We start from the raw sequence: 25194 nt of genomic DNA on the forward strand, positions 1-25194 counted from the left end.
CCGAGAAAAGCCGAGAGACGCTGTGGGGGTGGCAGGGTGGCGAGGTCGCGGAACGGCACGCGGAACCGACTGGGTGTGCTGTGCGACCAGCTCACCCGGCACGAGTCGATGGCGGCGGAGATCGACACCGCCGGAGCGGGACCGCAGTTGCGCGAACTGCTCGAACTGGTTCGGAGCGGAACGGCGACAGCCGCGGGAGCCCGCGAGACGGAGCTGCTGGACACCATCGAGGACGCCTGCGTCCGGCACGGCCTGCCCGCACTCGACGTGCGCGAGTACGGCAACGCACAACTGCCCCTGGGATTCGGCCTGCCTCCGGAGGGCGGCACGGCGAGCGCCTGGGTCTGTCCGTGGGGCAATTGCGGACGAGTGGTCCTCCCGGACGAAGCCGGGGCGTCCGCGCCCCGGTGCGCGGCGGGCGACGAACCGCTGCGCGCCTTCCCGGCGGCCTGATGCCCGGACTGCTCGCCGGGATCGGCACCTGGATCGCGGACCGATGGCTGCAGACCGTGGTCCTGTCCGGGCTGCTGTGGGTCGCGACGCTCGTCGTCGCCGCGCGGCTCGGCCAGTCGCATCCGTTCGACGTGGCACGGCTTCACACATGGCTCGACGAGATCGCCACGAACCGGGCCGGGAACAGCCCCGCCGCCATCCTGCTGACCGTGGCCGCCGCGCTGCTCGCGGCCGGTGCGGCGGGTCTGGCGGCCGGCGGGCTGGGCGCGCTGCTCCAGCGGTTGTGGGGCGCCGACGGCGCGGGGCCGGGGCTCGGCCGGCTGCTGCGGTGGCGCCGGAGGTGGTGGGAGAGGTGGTACTCGGAGCGCGCCCGACGCGCCGTCGCCCACGCGGTCACCGCCGGTGGCGACGATCAGCCGCCGGACCCGGTCTCGGCGCGGGCCCGACAGGCGCGCGCCGAACGCGCCCTGCGTCTGCGGGCGGAGCGGGAACCGCATCGCCCCACCCGCGTCGGAGACGCCTTCCACGCGGTCGCCGTCCGAGTGCGCACGCGCTACGCCCTCGACGTGGACCTGGTCTGGCCCCGGCTCTGGACGATGCTCCCGGACGCCCCGCGCGCCGACCTGTCCGGCGCCCACACGGCGTACAACTCGGCTGCCCGCCTGGCGGGTTGGGGTCTGCTCTACGCCGCGCTGGCCGTGCTCTGGTGGCCCGCCGCGCTGATCGGCGCCGGTGTGCTGCTCACCGCCGTGGCACGGGCCCGCGGCGCGGCGGCCGTCCTGGCGTCCCTGGTCGAGGCCGCCGTGGACCTGCACCTCACCGACCTCGCCGACCAGCTCGGCGTCCGACCCGACAGCGAACAGCTCACCGAACTGGGGCGGGCCGTCGGCCGCCGACTCGGTCCGCCCGCACCCCCCTGACCTCCGCACCTGCCCCCGTGGCGCCGGTTTCCGGGGCGGCGGCTCGACCAACGAGCCCCCGCCCCGGCGGCACGTTCAGGCCGGTACCTCCCGCAGGACCTCCCCCAGCACCCGCGCCGCCCGCTCCGCGTCGCGGAAGCCCACGTACAGCGGCGTGAAGCCGAACCGCAGCACGTCCGGTCGTCGCAGGTCACCGACCACGCCGCGCGCGATCAGCTCCGCCATGACCGCGGGCGCCTCCGCGCAGCGCAGTGCCACCTGGCTGCCGCGCTCCGCGTGTGCCGCCGGCGTCAGCGAGGTGACCCGGCCCGCCGGGGCGTACGCGTCCACGCACCGCAGGAAGAAGTCCGTGAGCGCCAGGCTCTTGGCCCGCAGGGCGTCCAGCGAGACGCCCTCCCACACGTCGAGCGCCGCTTCCAGCGCCAGCATGGAGAGGATGTCCGGCGTGCCGACCCGGCCGCGTGTCGCGCCGTCCGCCGCCGTGTAGCCGGGCGTCATCCCGAACGGGTCGGCGTGCGAGGTCCAGCCCGGCAGCGGCGAGTCGAAGGCCGCCTGGTGGCGCTCGGAGACGTACAGGAAGGCCGGTGAACCCGGCCCGCCGTTCAGGTACTTGTAGGTGCAGCCGACCGCCAGGTCGACCCCGTGCGCGTCCAGTCCCACCGGCAGCGCGCCGGCGCTGTGGCACACGTCCCAGATCGCCAGCGCGCCCGCGTCGTGCAGGGCCGCCGTGATGCCGGGCAGATCGTGGAGCCTGCCCGTACGGAAGTCGACGTGGTTGACGAGCGCGGCGGCCGTACGCGGCCCGGCGGCGCCCGGCACATCGGCGGCGGACACCGGGACCGGTCGCAGACCGGTCATCCGCGCCGCCGACTCCGCGATATAGCCGTCCGAGGGGAACGTCTCGGCGTCCACGAGGAGTTCGTCGCGGCCCTCCCCCGCCAGCCGGGCCGCCGCCACAACCGCCTTGAAGACGTTGACACTTGTGGAGTCACCGACCACGACCCGGCCGGGTGCCGCGCCGACCAGCGGCGCGATCCGGTCACCGATCCGCTCCGGCGCGGTCCACCAGCCGCCCTCGGTCCAGGAGCGGATACGCAGCTCGCCCCACTGCCGGGTGATGACGTCCTGGACCCGCTCGGGTACGTGGCGGGGCAGCGCGCCGAGCGAGTTGCCGTCCAGATAGACGGAGTCGTCGTCGAGCGCGAACAGCTCGCGGTGCGCGGCCAGTCGGTCGTCCGCGTCGAGTCCGGCGGCCTGCTTGGCCAACACCTCAGACATGGCTGCGCGCCGTCCACAGCTCCGGAAACACGTTCTTCTGCGCCCGCTTCTCCAGCCACGCGACCCCGGCGGACCCACCCGTCCCGCTCTTGGACCCCATCGCGCGCCGCGTCGCCACGAGATGGTCGTTGCGCCAGCGCCACACCAGCTCGGCGACGTCCGTCAACGCCTCGCCCAGCCTGATGACTTCACCGTTCTGGTCGGGCTCCGCGTAGACCCGGGCCCAGATCTCCTCGACCGCCGTCGACGGCTCGTACTTCTGTGTGAAGTCCCGGTTCAGCGCCGACGCCGGCACCGGCAGCCCACGCCGCGACAGCAGGCTCAGCACCTCGTCGTACAGGCTCGGCTCCTGAAGTGCCTTCTCCAGCTCGGCGTGCACACGCGGCGCGCCCCGGTGCGGTACGAGCATGGACGCCGACTTGTCGCCGAGCAGGAACTCCATCCGCCGGTACATCGCCGACTGGAATCCGGAGCCGTCACCGAGCGCGCTGCGGTACGAGTTGAACTGCGCGGGGGTCAGCTGGCTCAGCGGCGTCCACGACGCGTTCAGCGCCTCGAACTCGCGCACCGAGCGCTTCAGCGCGTCGATCGCGACCGGCAGCCGGTTCTCGCGCAGCGCGCGGGACGCGGTCTCCCACTCGTGGACGATGACGGTGAACCACAGCTCCATCACCTGGGTGGTCACCAGGAAGACCATCTCGCCCGGGTCGTCGGACATCGGGTGCTGGAGATGGGTGAGGACGTCCGCCTGGACGTAGTCCTCGTACGGGGTCGTACCCGCGAAGTCGAGGTTCGGGGTGTCCGAACCGGCTCCGGAGGCATCGGGGTGCTGCGACATCTCTGTCTCCTCGATATTGCTACCGGGTAGCGGTCCGCCCCTTCCAATCGGCATCGGAGCTCCGGTCCCCTGTTCGCATCATAATCCCGACTTCACGGCACCGCCGGACCTGTGATGTACGTCCCGTTCTCGGCGTACGGCCATGCATTCGCACGGCAGCCGTACAGGCCCTTGATCTGCTGCATCATCGCCGGCGCGGGCTTTCCGGCGCCGCCGCAGGTGACATGGCCCCGGCCGAGACGGTGGCCGACCTCGTGATTGATGATCAGCGCGCGGTACTCGGTGACCGGGCCGTCGAACTGCTCGGACCCCAGCACCCACCGCTTGAGATTCACCACGACGGTGCGGCCGACGGTGCAGTTCACCTCGCCGCGCGTGAGCAGGCCGGCGGCGCCGCAGATCCGGTCCACCGTGCCCGGCGTCGCTATCTTGACGTCGAAGTCGGACGGTCCCGAGCCGACGAGCTGGAAGGAGTTACGGCCGTCGGAGGTCCAGCCCCGCGGGTGCGCCAGGATTGTCTCGATCTCGACGGCGGCCTGCCGCTCGGACAGCTCGATACCCTTCTCGACCTGGACCTTGTAGCGGCGCACGGTGTCGCCGGAGCCGACCGGCGAACCGGCGGAACGGGCCGTCGTGAAGTCGCCGGGACCGTTGTCGGGGATGGGGATACGACGCGTCGAATCGGCGGAGGCGCGCGGGCCGGGACTCGCGCCGGGACCGACGCCCGGGCTGAGCGACGGGGCGGGTGGTTCGGCCGCCTCGGTCGTGGGCGCCGGGCTCTTACGGCCCTTGGCGTCGGCCGTGGGCCCGCTCCCCGGCCAGCCCGCGAGGAACGCGCCGCCACCGGCGAAGACGGCGATCAGACACACCCCGAGGAGCACCGGGCGGGCGAACGGACGGCGACGGGCCACGACACGCTTGCCCAAGACGGACTTCTCCCCTGCTTCGACCGGAGTCAACAGGGAGAGGGTGCCGGGGCCTCGTACCGGATTCGATGGCGTGTGCGATCGTATCGACCGCGCGCCGCAGGTCCGTAGCCTTTCGGACGGCCACGGACCTGCGCAGAAGACGCGGCAAGCCGACGAGCGACCCGACGCGCGCGACCTCAGCCGAGGGTGTCGGCCGCCGCCGCCGAGGAGTCCCGCAGGAAACCGGAGCAGCGCTCGTACTCGTCCTCCTCGCCGATCGCCTGCGCGGCGCGGGCGAGAGCGTGCAGGGCGCGCAGGAAGCCGCGGTTCGGCTCGTGCTCCCACGGCACCGGGCCGTGGCCCTTCCAGCCGCTGCGGCGCAGCGAGTCGAGGCCGCGGTGGTAGCCGGTACGGGCGTACGCGTACGACTCCACGACCCGGCCGTTCTCGAACGCGTCGTCGGCGAGCTGGGCCCACGCGAGCGACGAGGTCGGGTACTTCGCCGCGACGTCGGCGGGCGCCGTCCCGTTCGCGAGAAGCTCGCGCGGTTCGGGGTCGTCGGGCAGGTGCGTGGGGGGCGGTCCCCCGAGAAGGTCTTTGTGGATGGCCATGGTTCCGAGTGTCCCAGGTCGCGCCGGATTCCGTGGCAGTGGAGCGGGTTTGCCACCGGCAAACGCCCGCCCTTGCTTCGGCGGTCGCGCGCCCCGTCCCCGCTCACGCGTCCGCCGCCGACGCGCCCCCTCCCGCCCCTTCGCCCAGCCCCCTCCGTACCGTCGTCGGCTCCAGCGGCGGCGACGACAGCCCGCAGTTGACCTTGCACTGGGGCAGGCTGGGCGCGCTCTCGGCGGTCTTGTCGTCGGCGGGCCGCGTCGTGCGCACCGTCGCCCAGGCGATCAGCGACGCCAGCACCAGCACCCCCGCGCACAGGGGCATGGCCCGGTGGAACGCCGCGTCGAACTGCGTCGACGAGCGGTACACCTCCGGCCCCATGCCCGCCAGCAGCGGCAGCGCGGCCACCGCGAGCAGACCCGCGGCGCGCGCCGCCGCGTTGTTGATGCCACTCGCCAGCCCCGCCCGGGAGTTCTCGACGGACGCCAGGACCGTCGCGGTCAGCGGCGCGACCAGTGTCACCATGCCGAGCCCCATCACCACCAGCGCGGGCAGTACGTCCCGTACGTACGACGCGTCCGCCCCGCCGCCCACCCGCAGCATCAGCAGCAGCCCGGCGGCGCACAGCAGCGGCCCCACCGTGAGCGGGATCCTGGGCCCGATCCGCGCGCCCAGCTCGCCCGACCTGGCGGAGAACAGCAGCATCAGCACGGTCGTGGGCAGCAGCGCCGTCCCGGCGCCGAGCGCCGAGTAGCCCGCGACGACCTGGAGCTGCAACGACGCCAGGAAGAAGAACCCGCCGAATGCCGCGTACACGCACAGCGTCACCACGTTGACCGACGTGAACTGCCGCGAGGCGAAGATCGACGGCGGCAGCATCGGATCGGGCCGCCGCCGCTCCAGCAGCACGAACCACACCCCCACCAGCACCCCCGCGGCCCCGGCCCACCACACCTTCGCGATCAGCGCGTACGTCACCAGCCCCAGCGCCACCGCGCCCAGCACCGCGCCGAGTACGTCGAACCGGCCGTGCGCCGCCGGATCCCGCGACTCCGGTACGTGCCGCAGCGCCACCGGCACACAGATCGCGGCCAGCGGCACGTTCAGCAGGAAGACCCACCGCCAGCCGGGCCCGTCCACCAGGAACCCGCCCAGGAACGGCCCCACGGCCGCCCCGACACCCCCGAGCCCGGACCACAGCCCCACGGCCCGCGCCCGGTCGTCGGGATGGAAGCTGGCCTGGATCAGCGCGAGCGACCCGGGCACCAGCAGCGCCCCGCCCACCCCCTGGAGCGCCCGCGCGAGGATCAGCACCTCGGCGCTGGGCGCGACCCCGCACAGCAGCGACCCGAGCGCGAACCACACGGTGCCCAGCACGAAGATCCGCCGCCGCCCGTACCGGTCCCCGAGCGACCCGCCGAGCAGGATCAGCCCGGCGAGCGTCAGCATGTACGCGTTGACGGTCCACTGCAGGTCGGCGAGGTTCGCGTGGAGGTCGTCACCGATGTGCGGCAGGGCGACATTGACGACCGTCGAGTCGAGCAGCGCCATGCTGGAACCGAGAACTGTCGTCAGTACGATCCACCGGCCGGAGGCCGTGCCCAGCCTGATGTCCATAGGGGCATCATCCACCTTGGCCGGTGCGGATGCCCGGCTTACGCGAGCGCTTTCACGATCGCGCCCGGCTCCCTCAGCCACACGCTCTGGCCCTCGGCGGTGACGGTGAGTCCGAAGTCCTCGTAGTGGGGGCTGCCGGCCGCCGTGTACTCGCGGTGCACCGCCTCGATGCCCGCCCACAGGTCTCGCGGTCCGTACTGCCACACGTCCTCGCCGGTGGCGGTGGATGTGGCGGAGCCGTCCTCACCGCGTGCCCACACGTGGACGGTGCCGTCGATCCTGGAGTGCCGCATCCACACGCCCGGCAGCCGGGCACCGGCGTACAGGGCGAAGCCCAGGGACAGCAGTTCGGCGGGGTCGAGACCGGCTTCCCGGGAGCGGGCGGTGCCGGAGTCGACCGCGGTGTCCACCTCCGTACGCTGCGCCCGGATCGGCATGTACGACGCACCGCCGCGGAACCGGCCCCGCGCGGCACCGTCGGCGCCCACGGTCAGCTGGACCAGAGCGCCGCTCCAGAAGTCCCGGTACAGCGGCGCCACCACGGTGCCGCCGGGCCGTACCTGCTCGATGAAGGCGTACGGCATCCGGCGCAACGAGCAGGTGACCACGATCCGGTCGAAGGGCTCCCCGCCGGGCCAACCGCGCTCACCGTCACCGACTCGGAGGTGCGGTTCATATCCGGTGTCGCCCAGATGGGTGGCCGCCATGGCGGCCATGGCGGGGTCGACCTCGATGCTGTGGACACCCCGGCCCCGGTCGCCGAGACGCTCGGAAAGGAGCGCGGCGACATGCCCGGTCGCGGTGCCGATCTCCAGGACCCGCTCGCCGTCGCGCACCTGGAGGAGGCCGAGCATCGTCGCGACCACGCTGGGCTTGGAGTTGGACGAGGTCGCCACACCGGGCCCGTTCTCCGCCCCGTCGTCGACCTGGACGACCACGGGTTCGTCACTGTGGACCAGGCTCCACCACTCGTCCCCCACGGCCACGGGCTCGCAGCGTTCCGGCCCCTGCCGCCAGATCCTCGAAGGGATGAACCGATGCCGGGGCAGCGCCTCCCACACCCGGCGCCAGACGGGATCAAGAAGCCCGCGCCCGGCGACCGCCGCGACAAGCGCGGCGTAACCGTGACGCGGGTCCTCACCAGAAGTCACTTCTTGGGCCCGGACCCGTCGGGACTGGGCTCAGGTGCCGGGGGCGTCCACGGCTTGTCGGAGGGCGGGCCCCCGTGCTTCCCGTCGTCTGCCATGTAACGCTCCTTCTCGGGTCGTGTCCCTGCTCGTACAGAGGTGACGCGACTCATTCAACTGCCCCGGCCCGCCGACCGGGCGGAAGTATCGAGGCGCTGTACGTCCCGCCTCACCGGAAATTTCCCCGGTAGCCGGTCCCGCCGGTCGGCCACCTGGCTACGGTTGACGGGTGACGGGCAACGTAAGTCTGAGCCACGCCGTGAAAGAGACCGGATTCACGCAGGCCGAACTCGCCGATGCCGTGAACACCTACCTCTGGAACAGCGGCCACGAAGGGACGGTCAGCGACCGGACGGTACGCAACTGGCTTACCGGAAGGACCCGTTGGCCGCATCCTCGGCAGCGGGAGGCATTGACCGCACTCTTCGGGCGCTCTGCGGGCGAACTGGGTTTCGTCGCCCCGGCGTGCCGACAGAGCAGCACGGACGAAGGTGAGCAACCCGTGAGACGCCGCGATTTCGTCACCGCGGCTGCCGGGACGGCCGCCGCCGCGCCGCTCATCACTGCCCGCCCCTCGATGGTCGGCTCCTCGGACGTGATCCGCCTCCGTGAAGGACTGAGCGACCTCGTACAACTGGACCAGAGCCAAGGCGGTCACGGCGAGTTGGAACAGCTGGCGCTCTCGGGCGCCAAGCGGACACTGGAGCTACGAGATCAGGCCGCCACCCAGCGCATCCGCCGACGCCTCTTCGCCATCGCGGCCGACTACACCGGGATCGCCGCGTGGTCCGCGCTGGACGCCCATCGGCTGGATCACGCCCAGACGCGCTTGGCGAGAGCGCTCCATCTCGCGGGTATGGCACGGGATCCCGTGGCGCTTTTCCAGGTGTGGAACATGTACGCGATGCTGTGCCGCCAGCGTCATGACTTCCATCAGGCGGCGGACGCGACGGACGCGGCACTGGCGACCACCATCACCCGCCGTGATCCGATGTTCGCCTCACTCGCACACGCCCGCGCGGCCATCAATCACACGCATCTCCGCGACCGTCCGGCCGCTCTGCGGGCCTTGGGCCGCGCCGAGGACGCCCTCGGCAGAGCTGAGGGGTCCAACCTCGCACGACCGAACTGGATCGCCTTCTACGGGCCGGGGGAGCTGAGCGCGATCACCGCCGTCGTCATGAACGCCACCGGAGATCCGGACCAGGCCGAGGCAGCTTCTCACCAAGCCCTGGCCCGTATCCCCGACGCGCTCCGTAGGAACCGCGCGATGGCCACCACACAGCTCGCCCTCGCACAGCTCCGCCAAGGAGACATCGGCCAAGCCTGCGCCACGGCCGACACGGTCTTCGGCCTACTGCCCGACCAGGCCCTGCCCGGCCGCCTGCGCTCACGGCTCGACCACTTCCAGCGCGCCCTGACCACGTCCGCCCCCGGCTCAAAACCCTCACGCCAGTGGTCGGACCGCTACCGCCTCGAACGGAGCCGTACATGACGGGCACCACGGACCTCGACATCCGCCACTACGCGCACGCCGATCTCCCGCGAATCCGGCAGACGCTCCTCGATCTCCACTCCTCCGCGTACGCGGAGGAGTTGGACGACGAGTTCAACCAGCGCTTTCCCTGGTTCGTGGACCGCTGGGGCAGTCATCCGGGCTTCTCGTGTGTGGTGGGCTACGACGACGACAAGCCGGTCGGCTTCGCCTACGGCGCCCCGGCGACAGAGGGCCGCGAATGGTGGCGTGAACACCTGGACCCGGCGCCGGAGAGGACCCGTACATACTCCTTCTCCGAACTGGCGGTCCACCCCACCTGGCGCGGGACGAGTACCGCCGAACGGCTGTCCCGCGCACTGTTGCGGACTCGGGAGGAGGACCTGGCCGTCCTGCTGGTCGACACCCGGCACCCCAAGGTCCAGGCCCTGTACGAGTCGTGGGGCTACCGCAAGGTGGGCGAGCGCCAACCGTTTCCCGACTCGCCCGTCTTCGCGGTGATGCTCGCCGAACTCCCCCTTGCATGAGGACAGTTACGAGTATCAGGAGGCGAGCCGGCGGAGTGCACGGATCAGCGCGTCGGTGCCCTGTTCCGCCTTGGCGCGCGGGCAGCCGACGTTGAGCCGTACGTAACCCTCGCAGCCGTATGTCGTGCCCGGCATGATCGCCACCTTCTCGCGCTCGATCAGCTCCCGCTGGAGCGCGTCGTCGTCCACACCCAGCGACCGCAGGTCTATCCAGGCCAGATAACCGGCCTCCGGCGGACGCCAGCCCAGCGCGGGGAAGGCCGCGTCGAGGCGCGCGGCGAGCATACGGAGGTTGCCCACGACGTACGCGTTGAGCGCGTCCAGCCAGGGCGCGCCCTCGCGGTACGCGGTGATGTGGGCCGTCAGCGCGAGGACCGCCGGGGAGGCGAGCCCTTCGGCCGTCAGCATCCGGCGCATGAACTCCGCGTGGTCGTCCGGGTCGCCGATGACGCCGTACGAACCGCTGAGCGCCGGGAAGTTGAAGGACTTCGACGCCGAGGTGACGATGGCCCACCGGCCCGTGCCGAACCGGGTCCACGGCAGATGGCGGCGGCCCGCCGGAAGGAATTCGGGGTGCACGAAGTCGGCGTGGATCTCGTCGCTGATCACCGCCACCCCGTACGCCGCCGCGAGCCCGGCGAACTCCGTCAGCTCGCTCTCCGTCCACACCCGCCCCGTCGGGTTGTGCGGCGAGCACAGGATCAGCACCTTGCTGTCGCCGCGCGCCAGCTCCCGCTCCAGCGCCGCCGTGTCCCCCACCGGCACCCCGCGCAGCTCGCGGCCGAGCCCGGTGACCGCCTTGCGGAAGCCGTCGTACGTGGGGGTGTGGACGACCACGCCGTCGCCGGGGGCGGACCACATCCGCAGCAGCTGCGACACCTGGCTGAGCACGGACGGCGCGTACACGACGCGGTCGGTGTCCAGCTCGGTGCCGTAGCGCGTGGCGAACCAGTGCCGCAGCGCCGACAGGAAGTCCTCGTGCCGCCAGTCCGTGTAGCCGAGGACGCCGTGCGCGATACGCGCCTGGAGGGCGGCGAGCACCTCGGGCGCGCAGGCGAAGTCCATGTCGGAGATGGTGAAGGGGAGCAGCCCGTCCACGCCGAAGCGGTCGGCGACGCCGTCCCACTGGACGCTCCAGGTGCCGCGCCGGTCGACGGGGGTGTCGAAGTCGTAACCCTGATCCACGGTGTCTCGGTCCTCCTCGGCTCGGAACAGCGATCGGACGGCAATCGGACAGCGATCGGAACAGCACACGGGCCCGGCACCTGAAGAGGTACCGGGCCCGCTGTGCGTAAGGCAGTTGCCTACTTGAGCTTGGTGCCCGCGGAACGCAGCGCGCCGCACGCCTCGGTCACGCGCTTCGCCATGCCCGCCTCGGCCAGCTTGCCCCAGGTGCGCGGGTCGTAGGTCTTCTTGGAGCCGACCTCGCCGTCGACCTTCAGCACACCGTCGTAGTTCTTCAGTACGTGGTCGGCGACCGGCCGCGTGAAGGCGTACTGGGTGTCGGTGTCGAGGTTCATCTTCACGACGCCGTTCTCCAGCGCCGTCGCGATCTCCTCGGCGGAGGAGCCGGAGCCGCCGTGGAAGACGAAGTCGAAGGGCTGGCTGCCGGCGGGCTTGCCGTACTTCGCCGCCACGCCCTCCTGGAGGTCCTTCAGCAGCTCGGGACGGAGCACCACGTTGCCCGGCTTGTAGACGCCGTGCACGTTGCCGAAGGACGCGGCGAGCAGGTAACGGCCCTTGTCGCCCAGGCCCAGGGCCTCGGCGGTGCGCAGCGCGTCGTCGACGGTCGTGTAGAGGGAGTCGTTGATCTCGTGCGTGACGCCGTCCTCCTCGCCGCCGGTCGGGGTGATCTCGACCTCAAGGATGATCTTCGCGGCGGCGGCCTGCGCGAGCAGCGTCTCACCGATGGTGAGGTTGTCGGCGAGGGTCTCGGCGGAGCCGTCCCACATATGCGACTGGAACAGCGGGTTCCGGCCGGCCTTGACGCGCTCGGCGGAGACGTCGAGAAGCGGACGCACGTAGGTGTCCAGCATGCCCTTGGGGCAGTGGTCGGTGTGCAGCGCGACCGTGATGTCGTACTTCGCGGCCACGATGTGCGCGAACTCCGCCAGCGCGACGGCGCCCGTCACCATGTCCTTGTTGTACTGGCCGCCGAGGAACTCCGCACCACCGGTGGACATCTGGATGATGCCGTCGCTCTCGGCCTCCGCGAAGCCGCGCAGCGCGGCGTGCAGAGTCTGGGACGAGGTCACGTTGATGGCCGGGTAGGCGAACTTGCCTGCCTTCGCCCGGTCGAGCATCTCGGCGTAGACCTCGGGGGTTGCGATGGGCATCGGGCCGCTCCTTGTGATGTGCGGGTGTGAGGTGCTTTGTCCCTGACCTGGGGGCGACGTCATTGTCGCCCTCATCCTTCCAGATCCTTTTCCGTACGGTGAGGCCCAGGCCGGACCCGGGCCGGACCCGGGCCGGGCTCAGGCCAGACCGAGGTCCGGCAGGGTGTACGCGCTGACGTACCGGACCCCCGCGGCCTCGACGGCCCCGGCGGCGCCCCGGTCGACGATGACGGCGACGGCGACGACCTCGCCGCCCGCCTCACGCACCGCCTCGACAGCGGTCAGCGGGGACCCGCCGGTCGTGGACACGTCCTCCACGACCAGACAGCGGCGGCCCTTCACGTCGGTGCCCTCGATGCGCCGCTGCATGCCGTGGGCCTTGCCCTGCTTGCGTACGACGAACGCGTCCAGGCTCGTGCCCCGCGCGGCGGAGGCGTGCAGCATCGACGTCGCGACGGGGTCCGCGCCGAGGGTCAGGCCGCCCACGCAGTCGTAGTCGAGACCGGCGGCCGCGGCGGTGTCGAGCATGACCTGCCCGACCAGCGGGGCGGCCTGCCCGTCCAGCGTGATGCGGCGCAGATCGATGTACCAGTCCGCCTCGATGCCGGACGAGAGGGTCACTTTGCCGTGCACGACGGCCTTGTCCTTGATCTGCTGGAGCAGCTCAGCGCGTACGTCAGTCATGGCCCTGAGCTTACGGCCCGGCCCACGGGGGCTTCTCAGAGCCGGCGCCAGCTCCAGGTCGCCCGGATCTCCAGGGGGTCGATGGGGGTGACCAGGCGCGGGGCGGTGTTGAGCCCGTTCGGCGGGCCCGTCTGCGGTTCCACACAGACCGCCTCGGCCTGCTCGTCGTAGATGACGGCCCACTCGGCGGTGCTGGTCACCTTGAGTTCCAGCCGCCCCGGCCAGGTCAGCGTCGCCTCGACGCCGTCGGGCATCCCGAAGCAGTCGTCCCACGGGCCGGGCCGGGGGTCGATACGGCGCCCGGTCGGCAGATGGTCCGCGCCGCGCTCCTCCTGCCACGCGGCGGCGGCCGCGAAGTCGAGGCGTACGGCGTCCTCGTCGGCCGTACCGCCGTCGAGATGGCGCAGGAACCACGGGTGCCAGCCCGCCTGGGCGGGGAAGGAGTCGTCGTACGTCTCGACGCCCAGCGTCAGCGTCAGCGAGTCGTCGGTCAGCTCGAACAGCTGCGTGACGCGGCCGGTGTACGGCCAGGGGTCGGCCAGCTCGTACGTGAACGCCGCCTCGCTCCCGCCCTTGCGGGCCGTACGCCAGGAGGTGTCGCGGCCGGTGCCGTGGATGGCGTGCGGCGGGGAGTTCAGCGGCAGTTGGTGGGTGACGCCGCCGTTGCGGAACCGGCCCTCACCGGTGCGGCCGCACCAGGGCACCATCGGGAAGCAGCCGTAGCGGTCGCCCTGCCGCAGCAGTTCGGTACCGCCGACGCGCAGGCTCGCGACGCGGCAGCCGTTCGCCGGATGGATGGTCAACTCGGCGTCGCCGGCCGCCAGTCGGATCTCGCGCTTCTGGTCCGTGTCCGTACTCACGCCATGACCCTAACCGTCGTGGACCGGCACCGCCCCGCTCAACGCCTGCGCCGCAGCGCGCGCCCCACGACGACGGCGCCCGCGATGGCGAGCGCGGCGGCGGGCGCCACCCAACGCAACGCGGCACCGGCGCCCCCGGCGTCGGGCGCCTGCTCGGGCGCGTAACGCCCGCGGGGCGGCGCGTGATCGACCTCCTCGGCGCTCCGCCCGATCATGGTCCGCCGGGCATGGGCGGCCTCGGCGGGCGGATCGAGCGGTACGAGGAAGTCCCCGTCCCCGGAGGCGGTGAGCCCGAACCCGGCGGACGCGTCGAGAGCGGACGGCGGCACGGGAACGTCAAAGCCGGCGGGCTCGGTCAGCTCGGGGTCGTCGGGGTCGGGGACCTCGGGGGTGGGGTCTCCGCCGGTTTCGGCTTCGGGGGCGGTGTCCGTGTCCCGCGCGGCAGCGGCCTCCGGGGCGGTCACGCCCTCTTCCGGCCCGGCCACGCCGTCAGCAGGAGCCGCGTCACCGGCGGCCGCCGCATCCGACGCCTGCGCGGCAGCGGCGGCGTCCGGGGCAGCGGCGTCAGGCCCGTCCGGTTCATCGCCGGGGGCACTGTCGGCGCCAGGGCTCGCGCCTGCCGACGCCTCGTCGCCGGCGGGCGAGGCGTCCGGTGCGTCTTCCGGAAGCCGGTCGGCGCCGGAGGTGGGGGCGGGGCTGGGCGTGGCTTCCGCAGCCGGCACTTGTTGGTCCGACCCGGCGGCGGGGCCGGACGTGTCCGCGCCGGAGTCCGGCCCGTCGCCCGGAGCCCGATCGCCGCCCCGTGGCTCAGCGGCAGCGGCTCCGTCCGAGGTCGGTACGGTCCGGTCCGACCCGGCAGCGGGACTCCCCGCCGGTCGATCAGCAGGCGTCGCCGCGTCAGCGGCACGCGTCCCGCCCGCGGACGCCGTGTCCGAAGCGGGTACGTCCCCGTCCCGCCCGGCGCCCGCGGCCACGACGCCGGAGGCGTCCGGCCCTTCGGCGGCAGCCGTCGCGTCCGACGGCTGCCCGGCCCCGACCCCCGTGCCGTCCGGCCCGTCGCCCCGAGCCCGGTCGGCGCCAAGGCTCTCCGCCGTACCCTCCGCACCGCCGGGCGCGGCACCCGGCTTCGCCAGCGCCGCGACGAAGCGGTCCAGCAGTCTGCGGGCCGTCGCCTCCGCCGTGGACGCGGCGATGTCCGACAGGCGGCCGTCCGACGTCGGCGTCCACGTCGACGTGAACGTGACCGTCGTGCCCTCACCCGTCTCCGTCAGTCTGACGCGGACGGAGACCTTGGCGGAGCCCGTACCGCGTACCTCCGCGCCCTCGCCCTTGGCCGTGAAGCCGCCCGCCCGCTCCGTGAGCGTCAGCGCGCCGCGGTACGTGATCGTGTGGCCGCCCACGCGGACCTTCAGCCGGCCCGAGAGCGGGCGCGCCGACGCGTCCGCGTCCTGTTGGAGTCCGGGGACGCAGCGCGCGACGCGGGCGTGGTCCCGCAACGCCTCGCGGAGGGTCTCAGCCGGAACCGGAATGAACACCTCATGCTCCATGGGATCCGAGCCTACTCAGCCCCGCCGCCTCAGGCGCCTCTCCGCGCACAACCGGACCCGTACGCGCCCGCACCGCCCGTCAGCCCGCGTACCGCGGATGCACCAGCGTGGACGGCGGCAGATCGCGCAACCGCGTGCGCTCCGCCCCGAGGACGCCCTCTTCGAGCACCGGCGCCGCCAGCGAGCGCAGCGGGGGCGCGTCCGGGGAGAGCCCCACCCTCGGCGCCCGGCCGACGGCGGCCAGGACGAACCCCCAGTCCTCCTCGTCCGCGCCCTTCCCGTCACGCACCCGGTCCGGCCCCGCCCCGAACCCGGCCGCCCGGCCCGTCGCGCTGTACGGACTCGTACCGAAGCCGGCCGCCCGCAGCGTCGCGTCCACCGTCCAGTATGTACGCGGCCGGGACGCCGGCGGACCGGCGTGCACCGCCAGCCGCCCGCCCTCGGCGAGCACCCGGGAGGCCAGCCCGTAGAACTCCTCCGAGTAGAGCTTCGTGCTCGGGGTGATCCCGGGATTCGGCAGGTCGGAGATGACCACGTCGTACGCCCCCGCCCCGGCCGCCCCGCGCAGCCACGCGAACGCGTCCGCGTACTCCACCCGGAATCGCGGGTCGTCGTACACATGCCCGTTCAGCCCCGCCAGCGCCGGATCCGTGCGGGCCAGGCGCGCGACGCCGGGGTCCATCTCCACGAGCGTGACCGAACGGACGTCCGCGTAGCGCAGGACCTCGCGCGCCGCGAGCCCGTCGCCGCCGCCCAGGATCAGCACGCGCGCGTGCTCGCCCCTCATCGCCGGGTGCACCAGCGCTTCGTGGTACCGGAACTCGTCGCGCTCGCTGACCCGCAGCCGCCCGTCCAGATACAGGTCCAGCGGCCCGTCACGCCCGCCCGTGAGGACCACCTCCTGGACGTCCGTCTGGACGGCGACCCGCACCCCGTCCCCGTACACCGCACGCCTCGCGGCCCGCTCGAAGTCGTCCACCATGACGGCGGCGGTGCCCAGCACGGCCAGCACCAGCACGTTCACCAGGAGCAGCAGCCCTCGCTCACGGCCCGTCAGGTCGCGGCCGAAGACCCAGAGCACGAGCGCGCCGCCCGCCACCACATTGACCGCGCCGGTCAGCAGCGCGCCCGTGAGCTGTCCGAACCACGGCAGCAGCAGGAACGGGAACGCGAGCCCGCCGACCAGCGCGCCCACATAATCCGCGGCGAAGAGATCGGCGACGGTCCCGCCCGCGTCCTGGCGCGACACCCGCTGGATGAGCGTCATCAGCAGGGGGATCTCCGCGCCGATGAGGATCCCGATGGCGAGCGAGAAGCCGATCAGCGCGTACCGCGACTCGCCCATCCAGGCGAACGTCGCGTACAGCACCAGCGCCGAGAGGCCCCCGAGCAGCGCGAGCGCCGCCTCCACCAGGCCGAATCCGACGGCCGCCCGGCAGCGCAGCCGCTTCGCGAGCAGCGAGCCGAGGCCCATCGCGAAGACCATCAGGGACAGGACCACCGACGCCTGCGTGACTGAGTCCCCGATGAGATACGACGCGAGGGCGACCAGCTCCAGCTCGTACACCAGTCCGCACGCGGCGCACACGAAGACCACGGCGAGGATCAGGAAGCGACCCGCGCTCGGTCGGACGGGCAGTCGCGCCGCGCTGTCCGGCGGCGCGACCACAGACTGGTCGATCATTCCAGTAACGCTACGTCACGACTTCCGTGCGGCTTGTCACCCACAAGGGTGGTAACCGGCGTACGCACCCGTTCTGTTGACGTTTTCGCGCCACGCCCCCGCCCATCGCCTCTCGCCCCGCTTCTCGCCCCGACCCCGGGCCCGGCTACAGCGCGGCCGGCACCCGCACCCCCACCCGCGTCCGGGTCACCACCAGCGCCCCCTCCTGGGGATACGCGTGCCAGGTCCGCCAGGACACCTGCCCCTCGTGCCGCTGGACGAGCATCGCCGTGAAGGCGTGCGGTTCACCCGGAAAGGTGCCCGCGAGCCCGTTCGGATGGTCGGCCACCAGCGCGAGCAGTTCCTGCGCGCGCCCCGCGAACGAGCCCTGCGACAACGTCTCGACGCGCGCGGCGAATTCGTACTCCCACTCCCCCACGCGCTCGGCGACCCCGAGCGGCAGCGGCGTACTGCTGCCGGGAATGCAGGCCACCGTCTCGGAGCAACTGCCCTGCGCCTCCTCAAGAAGCACCTGGTGGGAGGCGCCGAGAAGCCTCATCTGGACCTTGGCGCCGGTGAGTTCGAGATCGAGGACGGCGAGGGCGGGCAGCGGCTCGCGCCCCAACGCCCAGGCCAGATCGGCGGCGCGGGTGTCGGTGTAGGCGGTATTGAGGGTTCTGAGCATGGGTCGGCTCCGCAAACACGCTTGGCAAAGTGGACCGGGTGGCGCCCCGGAGGATGAACGAAAGGAACTGAGAGCTGTGAACTGAGATCTGTGAACTGAAAGCTGGGAAGGGGGAATTGAGGGCTGAGAGCTGAGGATCGACGGCAGTAGGAGATCGTCTGCTCGGCTCCGCGCAGAAGGTCCGAGGTTCGAGGCCCAAGGTCCGGGGGCTGGAAAATCTCAACAGCGAGAGAATCACGAAGTAAGGGGCGCTCACAGCGTTTTTACCCAACTTGACGGGGTTTCCATCCCCTCGGGGGCACCCCAGTTCACCTGTTCAATGAAAAACCGCTCATCGGTTCACCACCGGCTCGTCACCGACCGAGCACCGGCTCAGCACCGGCTCACCCCCGGCGCCAACACGAAGGTGCCCGGCGGAAGTTCACTCCCGCCGGGCACCTTCGATCAACCACGGACCAGCTGCCCCGTGTCAGCTGCCTCCGCCGCCGCACCCTCCGCCGCCCCCGCCGCAGGAGGACGAACCGCCACCGCAGGACGACGATCCGCCACCGCAGGAGGACGAACCGCCTCCGTCCCCACTCGCGAACCAGCTCCCGCCGCCACCCCCGCCGTCGCCCCCGCCGGACCGGCGGCTGCTGTAGACGCGGACACCCCGGCTCCGCGCCGCCCCCAGGTGCCTCGCATAGGCCCTCATGGCGAACAGGAACCCGACAACCACCAGTGCGAGAAGCCCGAAGGCCAGTCCCACAACGCCCATCGTCCCCACCGTCTTTCTGTTCCCCCGAAGCGAGGCCCCCGCGCCGTCGCGGGACCGGCTTCGCCAGTGATCGGCTTTCGTGCCGTCTTCTTGTGTGACTGGTCAATGCCCGCCGCCCCGCACACCCAAAGCGAACTTGAGCAACTCCAGAGCTTCGGCGCAGGATGGCCGCCATGACCGCCACGAATCCCCCGACACCCGCCGCGAGCGACGACCCGGCGCGCCGCCGCCCCCTGCTCAACCGACGCCTCGCGGAGTTCGGGACGACGATCTTCGCCGAGATGTCGGCGCTGGCCGTCCGGACCGGCGCGATCAACCTGGGCCAGGGCTTTCCCGACACCGACGGCCCCGAGGAGATCAGGGAGGCGGCGGTACGGGCGCTGCGCGACGGCCGCGGCAATCAGTACCCGCCCGGCCCCGGCGTCCCCGAGCTGCGCACCGCGATCGCCGACCACCAGCTGAGGCGGTACGGCCTGACGTACGACCCCGACACCGAGGTCCTGGTCACGGCGGGCGCCACCGAGGCCGTCGCCGCCTCGCTGCTCGCCCTCGTCGAGCCCGGCGACGAGGTCATCGCCCTGGAGCCGTACTACGACTCGTACGCCGCCTCCATCGCCCTGGCGGGCGGCACCCGCGTCCCCGTCACGCTGCGTCCCCGCGACGGCGCGTACCACCTGGACCTGGACGAGCTGCGCGACGCCGTCACCCCGCGCACCCGGCTGATCCTCCTCAACACCCCGCACAACCCCACCGGCACGGTCCTCACCCGCGCCGAACTGGCGGCCGTGGCCGCGCTCGCCGTCGAGCGGGATCTGCTGGTCGTCACCGACGAGGTGTACGAACACCTGGTCTTCGACGGCGAGCATCTGCCCCTCGCGTCCTTCCCGGGGATGCGCGAGCGCACGGTCACCATCTCCTCGGCGGGCAAGACGTTCTCGTTCACCGGCTGGAAGGTCGGCTGGGTGACGGCCACGCCGGAGCTGGTGACGACGGTCAGGGCGGCGAAGCAGTTCCTGACGTACGTCTCGGCGGGCCCCTTCCAGTACGCCGTCGCCGAGGCGCTGCGGCTGCCGGACAGCTACTTCGACGAGCTGCGCGACGATCTGCGGACCAAGCGCGACCTGCTGTCGGCGGGGCTCACCGCCGCCGGCTTCGAGGTCTACCGGCCGGCGGGCACGTACTTCGTCACCACCGACATCCGGCCGCTCGGCGAGACCGACGGCTTCGCCTTCTGCCGCGCGCTGCCGGAGCGGTGCGGGGTGGTGGCCGTACCGAACGCGGTGTTCTACGACCACCGGGAGCAGGGCGCGCCCTTCGTACGCTTCGCGTTCTGCAAGCGCACGGAGGTCCTGGCGGACGCGGCGGCCCGGCTGAAGACGCTGGCGGGGTGATCTCCGGGGCCGGCCGTCACGGCCCCGCGTGGACCTGGCAGGCCCAGAGGCTGGGCGTACGGGGGTAGTCGGCGCGCACCTCGCGCACCGCGCGGTGCAGGGCGCGCGCCGTGTCCTCGACGGCGAGCCCGGCCCCGGCGGCCGCGCCGTCCAGCTGCTCGTACACCCGGCGGGCGATCCGGGCGCCGACCGTGTCGTCCACCTGCCAGAGCGAGCCGACGACATGCGGGAAGCCCGCCATCTGGAAGGCGCTCGCGATGTGCACGGACTCGTCGGCGAGTTCGGCGCCGATACGCATGGTGTCGCACGCCGACAGATAGGCCAGGCGCGCGCCGGGCAGGCGCAGCCGGGCGAGATCACGGATCGTCGGCGACGCGTCGGGCGGGCCGTGCAGCACCATCCGCCCGGCCGACGGGCGCAGCGGATCGCTGACGGCGTGGCAGGCGAAGTGCGCGTGCGCGTGGTCGCGCAGCCGGGCCTCGACCGCCGCGCGGGTCGCCTCGCCGTCGGCGAGGACGGTGGCGTACGGCAGCCGTGCCGCCAGCCACTCGGCCTCCTCGCGCGCGCCGTGCAGCGCGGGCTGTCCGGCCGCCTCCGGGACCGCGACGATCAGCATGGAGTCGTCGCCGGCGGGGTGCGCGTGGGCGCGTGAGGGGATGCGGGCCGGGACCCGGGTGCGGGCGTGGTGGAGCGTACGGAGCGTGGGGGCGTACGAGGAGATCACCCGGTCGAGGGCGCCGGGCCCGGTGCCGTCCGGGGCGGCGGCGTGCAGGGGCAGCGTGCCGAGCAGCCCGCCCGGCGACCACCAGACGCGCGGCAGCTCCTCCCCCTCCCGGGGGACGCCGAGGCCCAGCCGGTCGAGGACGGGGCCGGTGACGGCCGACCAGAGCCAGTCCAGCGTGGACCGCACCTCGCCCTGGGCCCGCAGCGCCTCCTCGTGGCCGCTCCCGGGCGCGTTCAGCCGGGCGAGCGCGTCGTGGAAGCGCTCGGTGCGCGCGGTGACCGCCGGTGCGGTGAGCAGGGGCAGCGGTACGGCCTCGACGGACCGCCCGGTCACGACGAGCGCGCCGCCGGCCGGGGCGTCGGCGCCGTCGCCGCTGTCGGCGCGTGGCACATGCACCAGGACGACGGGGCCGTGCGCGGCCGTCGCGTACAACTCGGCCTCGTCCCAGTCGCGTACGGAGCGGAAGAGGCGCAACTCGGGGTGCTCGGCGCGGATCCGCGCGGTCAGCTCGTCCCACTGGGCGGTCAGCCGCTGCCGCCGGTCGCTGGCGGGGTCCGCGCTCTCCTCCGCAGGCTCACGCTCCGGCTCCGGCTCCGGCTCCAACGCGCCCGTGGACTCGTCGAGTCCGTCCCGCAGCCGGACCAGCCGCGCCGCCAACTCCGGTGCCCTACGGCCCAGTTCCGTCAGGTCACTGTTGGCGTCGAACGCCTGCGCCAGCAGCACCCCGCGCGCCTGCTCCAACAGCCGTACCGCGAGCCCGGGTTCGCCGCACCGGACGGCGCAGGCGGCGGCCTCCGCGCCCAGCCCCGTCGTCTCCGCGAGCCGGAACTCCTGGTCGTCGCGCAGGAGATGGCGCGGCGAGAGAAGCGGCATCAGGTCGACGGCGACGACGTACCCCTTCAGCGCGAGATCCGGCCGCCCGAGATCCAGCCCGGCACGGGCCCACCGCCAGGCGGCCTCAAGCCGTTCGGACGGCGGGCACTGCGGTTCGAGCGCCGCCTCGCGGAAAGCCCCGGCGGCCTCCTTGAGATCGTCCCGCGCGTGCGTACGCCCGTACCGCTCCGCCAGGGCCGTACCGAGCGCGGACAGCCGCGTCGTGACGTTCGGATGATCCGGCGGGGTCACATCGGCCGCCTCGCGCAGCAGTCGGACCACCTCATCGCGCGCGTTCGACGACACGGCGGCCCGCAGCGAGGACCCGTGGGCGGCGGCGGCCAGCATCAGGGCGTTGGCCCGCCGTGGAGATCCCTCGGGCAGCGCGGCGAGCACCGCGTCCGCGAGCGTCCGCGCCTCCCGCAGATCGCGGCGGCCGTGCGTGGTCTCGAAGCGCCGCAGCAGGGTGATCGCGAGCGCCAACTGCCGCTGCGGCAGCAGCGGATCGGCCGTACCGGTCAGCTCCAGCGCCGCCCTGATGTGCTCCACCGCCTGGTCGGCGGCGACCGGGTCCATCGTCCGGTCGGCGGTCCGCATCAGAGCGGCGCCCGTCGCGGACAGGATCGCGGCGCGCTTCACGGGAGAGGTGCCGGGCAGCGCCGCCGCGCGCCGGCGGCAGTCCAGCGACTCGGCGAGGTCCGCCGAGTCCTGGAGCCGGTTGTGACGGAGCATCAGCGCGCCGCTGAGGTTGATCAGCCGGCCGCCGAGTTGATGGTGTCCGGCGGAGGTCTCCCGTACGGACTCACGCAGCGCGTCGACCGCCTCGGTCAGCTCGCCGAGTTCGGCGAAGTGCTGATGGCTGGAGACCAGCACACTGCCGAGGTTGTTGAGTACGGCCGGCCGCGCCGCGTGACCGGCGGGGAGCATCGCGAGTGCCTCCCGCAACCGCGCCGCCGCTGTACGGAGATCGTCCGGATCACCGAGGCCCCGCTCGTACCGCCCCCGCAGCTCCAGCGCGGAGTTGACCATCCTCTGGAGCGCGCGGCCCGTCGTCTCGTGGGCGTCCGGCCGCGCCTCGCCGCCGAGCAGGCGCCGTGCCTCCTCCAGGTCGGCCAGGTCTCCGAGACGCGCGTGCCGCGCGCGCAGGGCGTGTCCCAGCTGCTCGTCCGCCCGCGACCGCTCGCGCGGTTCGGCCCACACCTCCCGGCGCGACCGGTGCAGCACGGCGACCGCCTCCTCCACGTCCGGCAGCGCGCCGGTCACCTCGTACCGCTTGAGGAGCGCGCCGCCGAGATTCGCCAGACCCGAGCCCGGCCCGTTCGGGTCGCCGGGCGCGGCTCGCCGGTACAGGTCGACCACCTCGTCGAACTCCTCGACCGCACCGCCCGACCGGTCGAGCCGCAGGGCCGACGCGCGCGCCAGAAGGCTCCAGTAGCGCGGGAGATCGGGGTCACGGTCGTCCGCCCGGGCGGCCTGGGCCACGACGTCGCGGGCGATCCCGATCGCCTCGTCCAGGTCCTCCGGATCGGACGTCCGCTCGTAGCGCGTGACCAGCGACAGCCCGTGATTGCTCAGCCGTGGCACTCGGTTGGGGTCGCCGGGCGGGGTGAGCCGCACGGCGCGGCGCTGGAGCCGTAACACCTCGTCGGCCAGACTCAGCGACTCCCGCAGCAGTTCGTCGTCGCCCCGGGCGCGGGCCGCCGCGCCCATCGCCTCGGACAGCCAGCCGACCCGGATGGCGAGTTCGGGGTCGTCGTCCTCGGTGGCGAGCACGGCGAGCCGTCCCGCGCCGATCGCCTGCGCCCGCACGATGTCGGGCGTGCTGCCCGGCAGGTCGAACGCCTTCGCCATGTCCGCCGGCGCTCCCGGCAGTTGACGACCCTGCCCGACCGCCGTGGCGGCCATGCACACCAGGCTCCACTCCTCCGGCCCGTCGGCGCCCGCCGGATCCGGCCAGGACTCCGGCGGCTGCGCGGCCCAGAGCGCCGCCAACTCCGGTGGTACGGCGTCCCGGTCGCGCACCCAGACCGGAAGGAGCAGCATCCCCGCGCAACTGCCCTCCTCCGCGCCGTGCCCCTCGCCGAGGGAGATACAGCGGTACCAGAACAGCCAACCGGCCACGTACCGGGCCTCCATGTCGGTGCGCGGGTCGCAGCCGCGCAGCAACGCCCCCAGTTCGGCGTCGGCCTCGGCGCCGAACAGCAGTGCCCCGTCGCCCTGTTGGTCGACCCGCGCCAGCCGCTCGACCACCGCGGTCAGCAGGTGCTCCCGACTCGTCGCACTCACCCGTACGTCCTCCCCCTGCTCGCCCCGCCACTCATCCGTCCCAGTGACTCATTGTGGTCAAGTGCGAGCCAAGAGTGCCTGTCCGAGGCACACTTGACGCCATGACCGCATCAGACGGCGCGCCCGGGGAGCGCCGACGCGCCGATTCCATCGCGGCTCTGTGCCTGCTGCTCAACACCCCGGACGGACTGCGGAGCAGCGACGCGCAGGTCGCGGAGACGGTCGAGCGGGCGAGACGGCTGCTGACGGCGGACGCCGTCGACCCGGCCCGGCTGGACGCCGCCTTCGAGGCGGTGGACGAGGCGCTGCGCCGGGCGGGCGACTCGCGGGGGCTCGGCACCCGGCGGGGCGAGTTCCTCGGTCCGCCCGGCGCCGCCCTGCCCGGCGTCCGCCCGATGATCAAGGTCGCGCTCTGTCCCGGTACGGTGCCGTGCACGCGCCGCGAACCCGCCAAGGACCTGCGGCCGGCGCCCGCGTGCGCGGTCAACGGCGTACGGATGCGCAAGGAGCGCCTGCGCGGGGACTCGACGATATGAGCCCGGTGCTCTCGACGTACTCGCGCCGGTGAACCCGCTCCTGGTCACGCTCGGCACGAAACTCACCGAGCGGTGGCTCAACCTCCTCGTACTGCCCGGCGCGCTCTTCCTGGGCGTCCTCGCCGCCGGCACGACCCTCGGGCACACCCACTGGCACGACATCCACCGGCTGAGCCAGGCCCTCGACGACCTGACCGCCCGGCCGGTCATGGACCGCACCGGCACGGCGGCGGTCGCGGTGGCCGCCGTCCTGCTGCTGTCGGCCGCGCTGTCGCTGGCCGCGCAGTTCCTCGGGGCCGCCGTCGAGAGCTTCTGGCTGCGCGAGAGCCGCTTCCCCCTCGAACGCCGCCTCCAGCACCGCCGTCACACGGCCTGGCAGCGCCTCGACCACGAACGGACCGACGCGATCCGCGACCCGGCCACCCCGGCCGCCGAGATCGAACGCCTCACCCGGGCCCGCGACCGTATCGCCCTCGTCCCGCCGAGCCGCCCCACCTGGTACGGCGACCGCCTCGCGGCGGCGGCGTGGCGGGTCCACGCGGCGTACGGCATCGACCTCGCCGCCGTCTGGCCACGCCTGTGGCTGATCCTCACCGAACCGGCCCAGCGCCAGATCGAATCGGCCCGCACCTCCTTCGCGGCGGCGGCCCGGCTCGGCGCGTGGTCCCTGGGCTACCTCGCCGTCGCCGTCTGGTGGTGGCCCGCCCTCCTGATCGCGGCGGGCTGCGCGACGGTGGCCCGGTCCCGCGCCCGCGAATCGGTGGAGGCGCTGGCGTCACTGGTGGAGTCGGCGGTGGACGTACACGGCCGGGACCTGGCGGTGCTGGTGGGCCTCCAAGGCCCGGAGAGCCCGGGGCTGCTGTCACCGGAGAGCGGGGACCGGCTGTCGGAGATCTTCCGCAAGGCGGACTAGGGCGGGTCCGCGAAGTAGCGCCGTCCGCCCGTAGGGCGGGCCCTGCGCCCGCCGCGGAGCGGCTGATGTCTCGTCGGTGCGGTGCGTCGCAAGGCGGAGGATCGGCG

Annotated in this window: 21 protein-coding genes; 7 read left to right on the plus strand and 14 right to left on the minus strand. The window is 73.0% G+C overall.

What is annotated here, in order from left to right; genetic code table 11:
- Positions 1-36: 36 nt before the first annotated feature.
- Complete coding sequence (locus ACFUN8_RS18820; protein ID WP_383638441.1) at positions 37-453, plus strand: hypothetical protein; 417 nt, start codon at positions 37-39, stop codon at positions 451-453.
- Positions 453-1373 carry a hypothetical protein gene (locus ACFUN8_RS18825; protein ID WP_383638444.1) on the plus strand — a complete coding sequence of 307 codons (921 nt, stop codon included), beginning with the start codon at positions 453-455 and terminating at the stop codon, positions 1371-1373. Before ACFUN8_RS18820 ends, ACFUN8_RS18825 begins: the two co-directional genes overlap by 1 nt.
- 75 nt (positions 1374-1448) lie before the next feature.
- Here the strand turns inward: ACFUN8_RS18825 and kynU are convergent, their stop codons facing one another.
- From kynU to ACFUN8_RS18855, 6 genes are all read right to left on the minus strand, one after another.
- Positions 1449-2651: a kynureninase gene (gene kynU, locus ACFUN8_RS18830; RefSeq protein WP_383638447.1), complete on the minus strand. Its 1203-nt coding sequence runs from the start codon at positions 2649-2651 to the stop codon at positions 1449-1451.
- Positions 2644-3489 carry a tryptophan 2,3-dioxygenase family protein gene (locus ACFUN8_RS18835; RefSeq protein WP_383638449.1) on the minus strand — a complete coding sequence of 282 codons (846 nt, stop codon included), beginning with the start codon at positions 3487-3489 and terminating at the stop codon, positions 2644-2646. Before ACFUN8_RS18835 ends, kynU begins: the two co-directional genes overlap by 8 nt.
- Positions 3490-3581: 92 nt before the next feature.
- A complete protein-coding gene (locus tag ACFUN8_RS18840) occupies positions 3582-4415 on the minus strand; it encodes a DUF3152 domain-containing protein (RefSeq protein WP_383638453.1) in 834 nt (277 codons plus the stop codon).
- 179 nt (positions 4416-4594) lie between these two features.
- Positions 4595-5008, minus strand: a complete 414-nt coding sequence (locus tag ACFUN8_RS18845; RefSeq protein WP_382564138.1) for a DUF3151 domain-containing protein — start codon at positions 5006-5008, stop codon at positions 4595-4597.
- Between the two features lie 103 nt (positions 5009-5111).
- Positions 5112-6623: an MFS transporter gene (locus ACFUN8_RS18850; protein WP_383638456.1), complete on the minus strand. Its 1512-nt coding sequence runs from the start codon at positions 6621-6623 to the stop codon at positions 5112-5114.
- Between the two features lie 38 nt (positions 6624-6661).
- Entirely contained in the window at positions 6662-7774 is a 1113-nt protein-coding gene (locus ACFUN8_RS18855; protein WP_383638459.1) for a methyltransferase, read from the minus strand.
- A gap of 538 nt (positions 7775-8312) precedes the next feature.
- On the opposite strand from ACFUN8_RS18855, the gene ACFUN8_RS18860 reads away from it, so the two are divergent.
- Positions 8313-9305: a hypothetical protein gene (locus ACFUN8_RS18860; protein WP_383638462.1), complete on the plus strand. Its 993-nt coding sequence runs from the start codon at positions 8313-8315 to the stop codon at positions 9303-9305.
- Positions 9302-9832 (plus strand): GNAT family N-acetyltransferase, encoded by a 531-nt coding sequence (locus tag ACFUN8_RS18865; RefSeq protein ID WP_383638465.1) that lies wholly within the window; start codon positions 9302-9304, stop codon positions 9830-9832. The genes ACFUN8_RS18860 and ACFUN8_RS18865 overlap by 4 nt, the downstream gene beginning before the upstream one ends.
- Before the next feature lie 15 nt (positions 9833-9847).
- Here ACFUN8_RS18865 and ACFUN8_RS18870 read toward each other — a convergent pair whose 3' ends face one another.
- The 7 genes from ACFUN8_RS18870 to ACFUN8_RS18900 all read right to left on the minus strand — a co-directional run bounded on the left by ACFUN8_RS18870 (position 9848) and on the right by ACFUN8_RS18900 (position 17607).
- A complete protein-coding gene (locus tag ACFUN8_RS18870; protein WP_383638468.1) occupies positions 9848-11017 on the minus strand; it encodes a MalY/PatB family protein in 1170 nt (389 codons plus the stop codon).
- Positions 11018-11136: 119 nt separating this feature from the next.
- On the minus strand, positions 11137-12168 hold the full coding sequence (gene fbaA / locus ACFUN8_RS18875; RefSeq protein WP_383638471.1) for a class II fructose-bisphosphate aldolase: 1032 nt from the start codon (positions 12166-12168) through the stop codon (positions 11137-11139).
- Positions 12169-12306: 138 nt separating this feature from the next.
- Positions 12307-12852 (minus strand): orotate phosphoribosyltransferase, encoded by a 546-nt coding sequence (gene pyrE / locus ACFUN8_RS18880; RefSeq protein WP_383638474.1) that lies wholly within the window; start codon positions 12850-12852, stop codon positions 12307-12309.
- Between the two features lie 35 nt (positions 12853-12887).
- Complete coding sequence (locus ACFUN8_RS18885) at positions 12888-13712, minus strand: aldose 1-epimerase (RefSeq protein WP_383638477.1); 825 nt, start codon at positions 13710-13712, stop codon at positions 12888-12890.
- A gap of 38 nt (positions 13713-13750) precedes the next feature.
- Positions 13751-15259, minus strand: coding sequence for an SRPBCC family protein (locus ACFUN8_RS18890; protein WP_383638479.1), 1509 nt, complete (start codon positions 15257-15259; stop codon positions 13751-13753).
- Positions 15260-15338: 79 nt separating this feature from the next.
- Positions 15339-16943, minus strand: coding sequence for a polyamine aminopropyltransferase (locus ACFUN8_RS18895; protein WP_383638482.1), 1605 nt, complete (start codon positions 16941-16943; stop codon positions 15339-15341).
- Between the two features lie 145 nt (positions 16944-17088).
- Positions 17089-17607: a DUF2617 family protein gene (locus ACFUN8_RS18900; RefSeq protein ID WP_382564156.1), complete on the minus strand. Its 519-nt coding sequence runs from the start codon at positions 17605-17607 to the stop codon at positions 17089-17091.
- 930 nt (positions 17608-18537) lie between these two features.
- On the opposite strand from ACFUN8_RS18900, the gene ACFUN8_RS18905 reads away from it, so the two are divergent.
- Entirely contained in the window at positions 18538-19755 is a 1218-nt protein-coding gene (locus ACFUN8_RS18905) for a pyridoxal phosphate-dependent aminotransferase (RefSeq protein WP_383638485.1), read from the plus strand.
- A 16-nt stretch (positions 19756-19771) separates the two neighbouring features.
- Here the strand turns inward: ACFUN8_RS18905 and ACFUN8_RS18910 are convergent, their stop codons facing one another.
- Positions 19772-23638 carry a CHAT domain-containing protein gene (locus ACFUN8_RS18910; RefSeq protein ID WP_383638488.1) on the minus strand — a complete coding sequence of 1289 codons (3867 nt, stop codon included), beginning with the start codon at positions 23636-23638 and terminating at the stop codon, positions 19772-19774.
- A 101-nt stretch (positions 23639-23739) separates the two neighbouring features.
- Between ACFUN8_RS18910 and ACFUN8_RS18915 the strand changes: the two genes are divergently transcribed.
- Both ACFUN8_RS18915 and ACFUN8_RS18920 read left to right on the plus strand, forming a co-directional pair.
- Entirely contained in the window at positions 23740-24174 is a 435-nt protein-coding gene (locus ACFUN8_RS18915; protein WP_383638491.1) for a hypothetical protein, read from the plus strand.
- A 28-nt stretch (positions 24175-24202) separates the two neighbouring features.
- On the plus strand, positions 24203-25087 hold the full coding sequence (locus ACFUN8_RS18920; protein WP_383638493.1) for a hypothetical protein: 885 nt from the start codon (positions 24203-24205) through the stop codon (positions 25085-25087).
- Positions 25088-25194: the final 107 nt, after the last annotated feature.

This window comes from Streptomyces sp. NPDC057307, from assembly GCF_042667665.1.
In the GTDB taxonomy this organism is placed as follows: domain Bacteria; phylum Actinomycetota; class Actinomycetes; order Streptomycetales; family Streptomycetaceae; genus Streptomyces.

Excerpts from the sequence above, each read along its gene's own strand:
- ACFUN8_RS18825 (WP_383638444.1), top strand. The coding sequence starts at position 453 with ATGCCCGGACTGCTCGCCGGGATCGGCACCTGGATCGCGGACCGATGG.
- kynU (WP_383638447.1), bottom strand. The coding sequence starts at position 2,651 with ATGTCTGAGGTGTTGGCCAAGCAGGCCGCCGGACTCGACGCGGACGAC.
- ACFUN8_RS18835 (WP_383638449.1), bottom strand. The coding sequence starts at position 3,489 with ATGTCGCAGCACCCCGATGCCTCCGGAGCCGGTTCGGACACCCCGAAC.
- ACFUN8_RS18845 (WP_382564138.1), bottom strand. The coding sequence starts at position 5,008 with ATGGCCATCCACAAAGACCTTCTCGGGGGACCGCCCCCCACGCACCTG.
- ACFUN8_RS18850 (WP_383638456.1), bottom strand. The coding sequence starts at position 6,623 with ATGGACATCAGGCTGGGCACGGCCTCCGGCCGGTGGATCGTACTGACG.
- ACFUN8_RS18865 (WP_383638465.1), top strand. The coding sequence starts at position 9,302 with ATGACGGGCACCACGGACCTCGACATCCGCCACTACGCGCACGCCGAT.
- fbaA (WP_383638471.1), bottom strand. The coding sequence starts at position 12,168 with ATGCCCATCGCAACCCCCGAGGTCTACGCCGAGATGCTCGACCGGGCG.
- pyrE (WP_383638474.1), bottom strand. The coding sequence starts at position 12,852 with ATGACTGACGTACGCGCTGAGCTGCTCCAGCAGATCAAGGACAAGGCC.
- ACFUN8_RS18890 (WP_383638479.1), bottom strand. The coding sequence starts at position 15,259 with ATGGAGCATGAGGTGTTCATTCCGGTTCCGGCTGAGACCCTCCGCGAG.
- ACFUN8_RS18895 (WP_383638482.1), bottom strand. The coding sequence starts at position 16,943 with ATGATCGACCAGTCTGTGGTCGCGCCGCCGGACAGCGCGGCGCGACTG.
- ACFUN8_RS18900 (WP_382564156.1), bottom strand. The coding sequence starts at position 17,607 with ATGCTCAGAACCCTCAATACCGCCTACACCGACACCCGCGCCGCCGAT.
- ACFUN8_RS18905 (WP_383638485.1), top strand. The coding sequence starts at position 18,538 with ATGACCGCCACGAATCCCCCGACACCCGCCGCGAGCGACGACCCGGCG.
- ACFUN8_RS18915 (WP_383638491.1), top strand. The coding sequence starts at position 23,740 with ATGACCGCATCAGACGGCGCGCCCGGGGAGCGCCGACGCGCCGATTCC.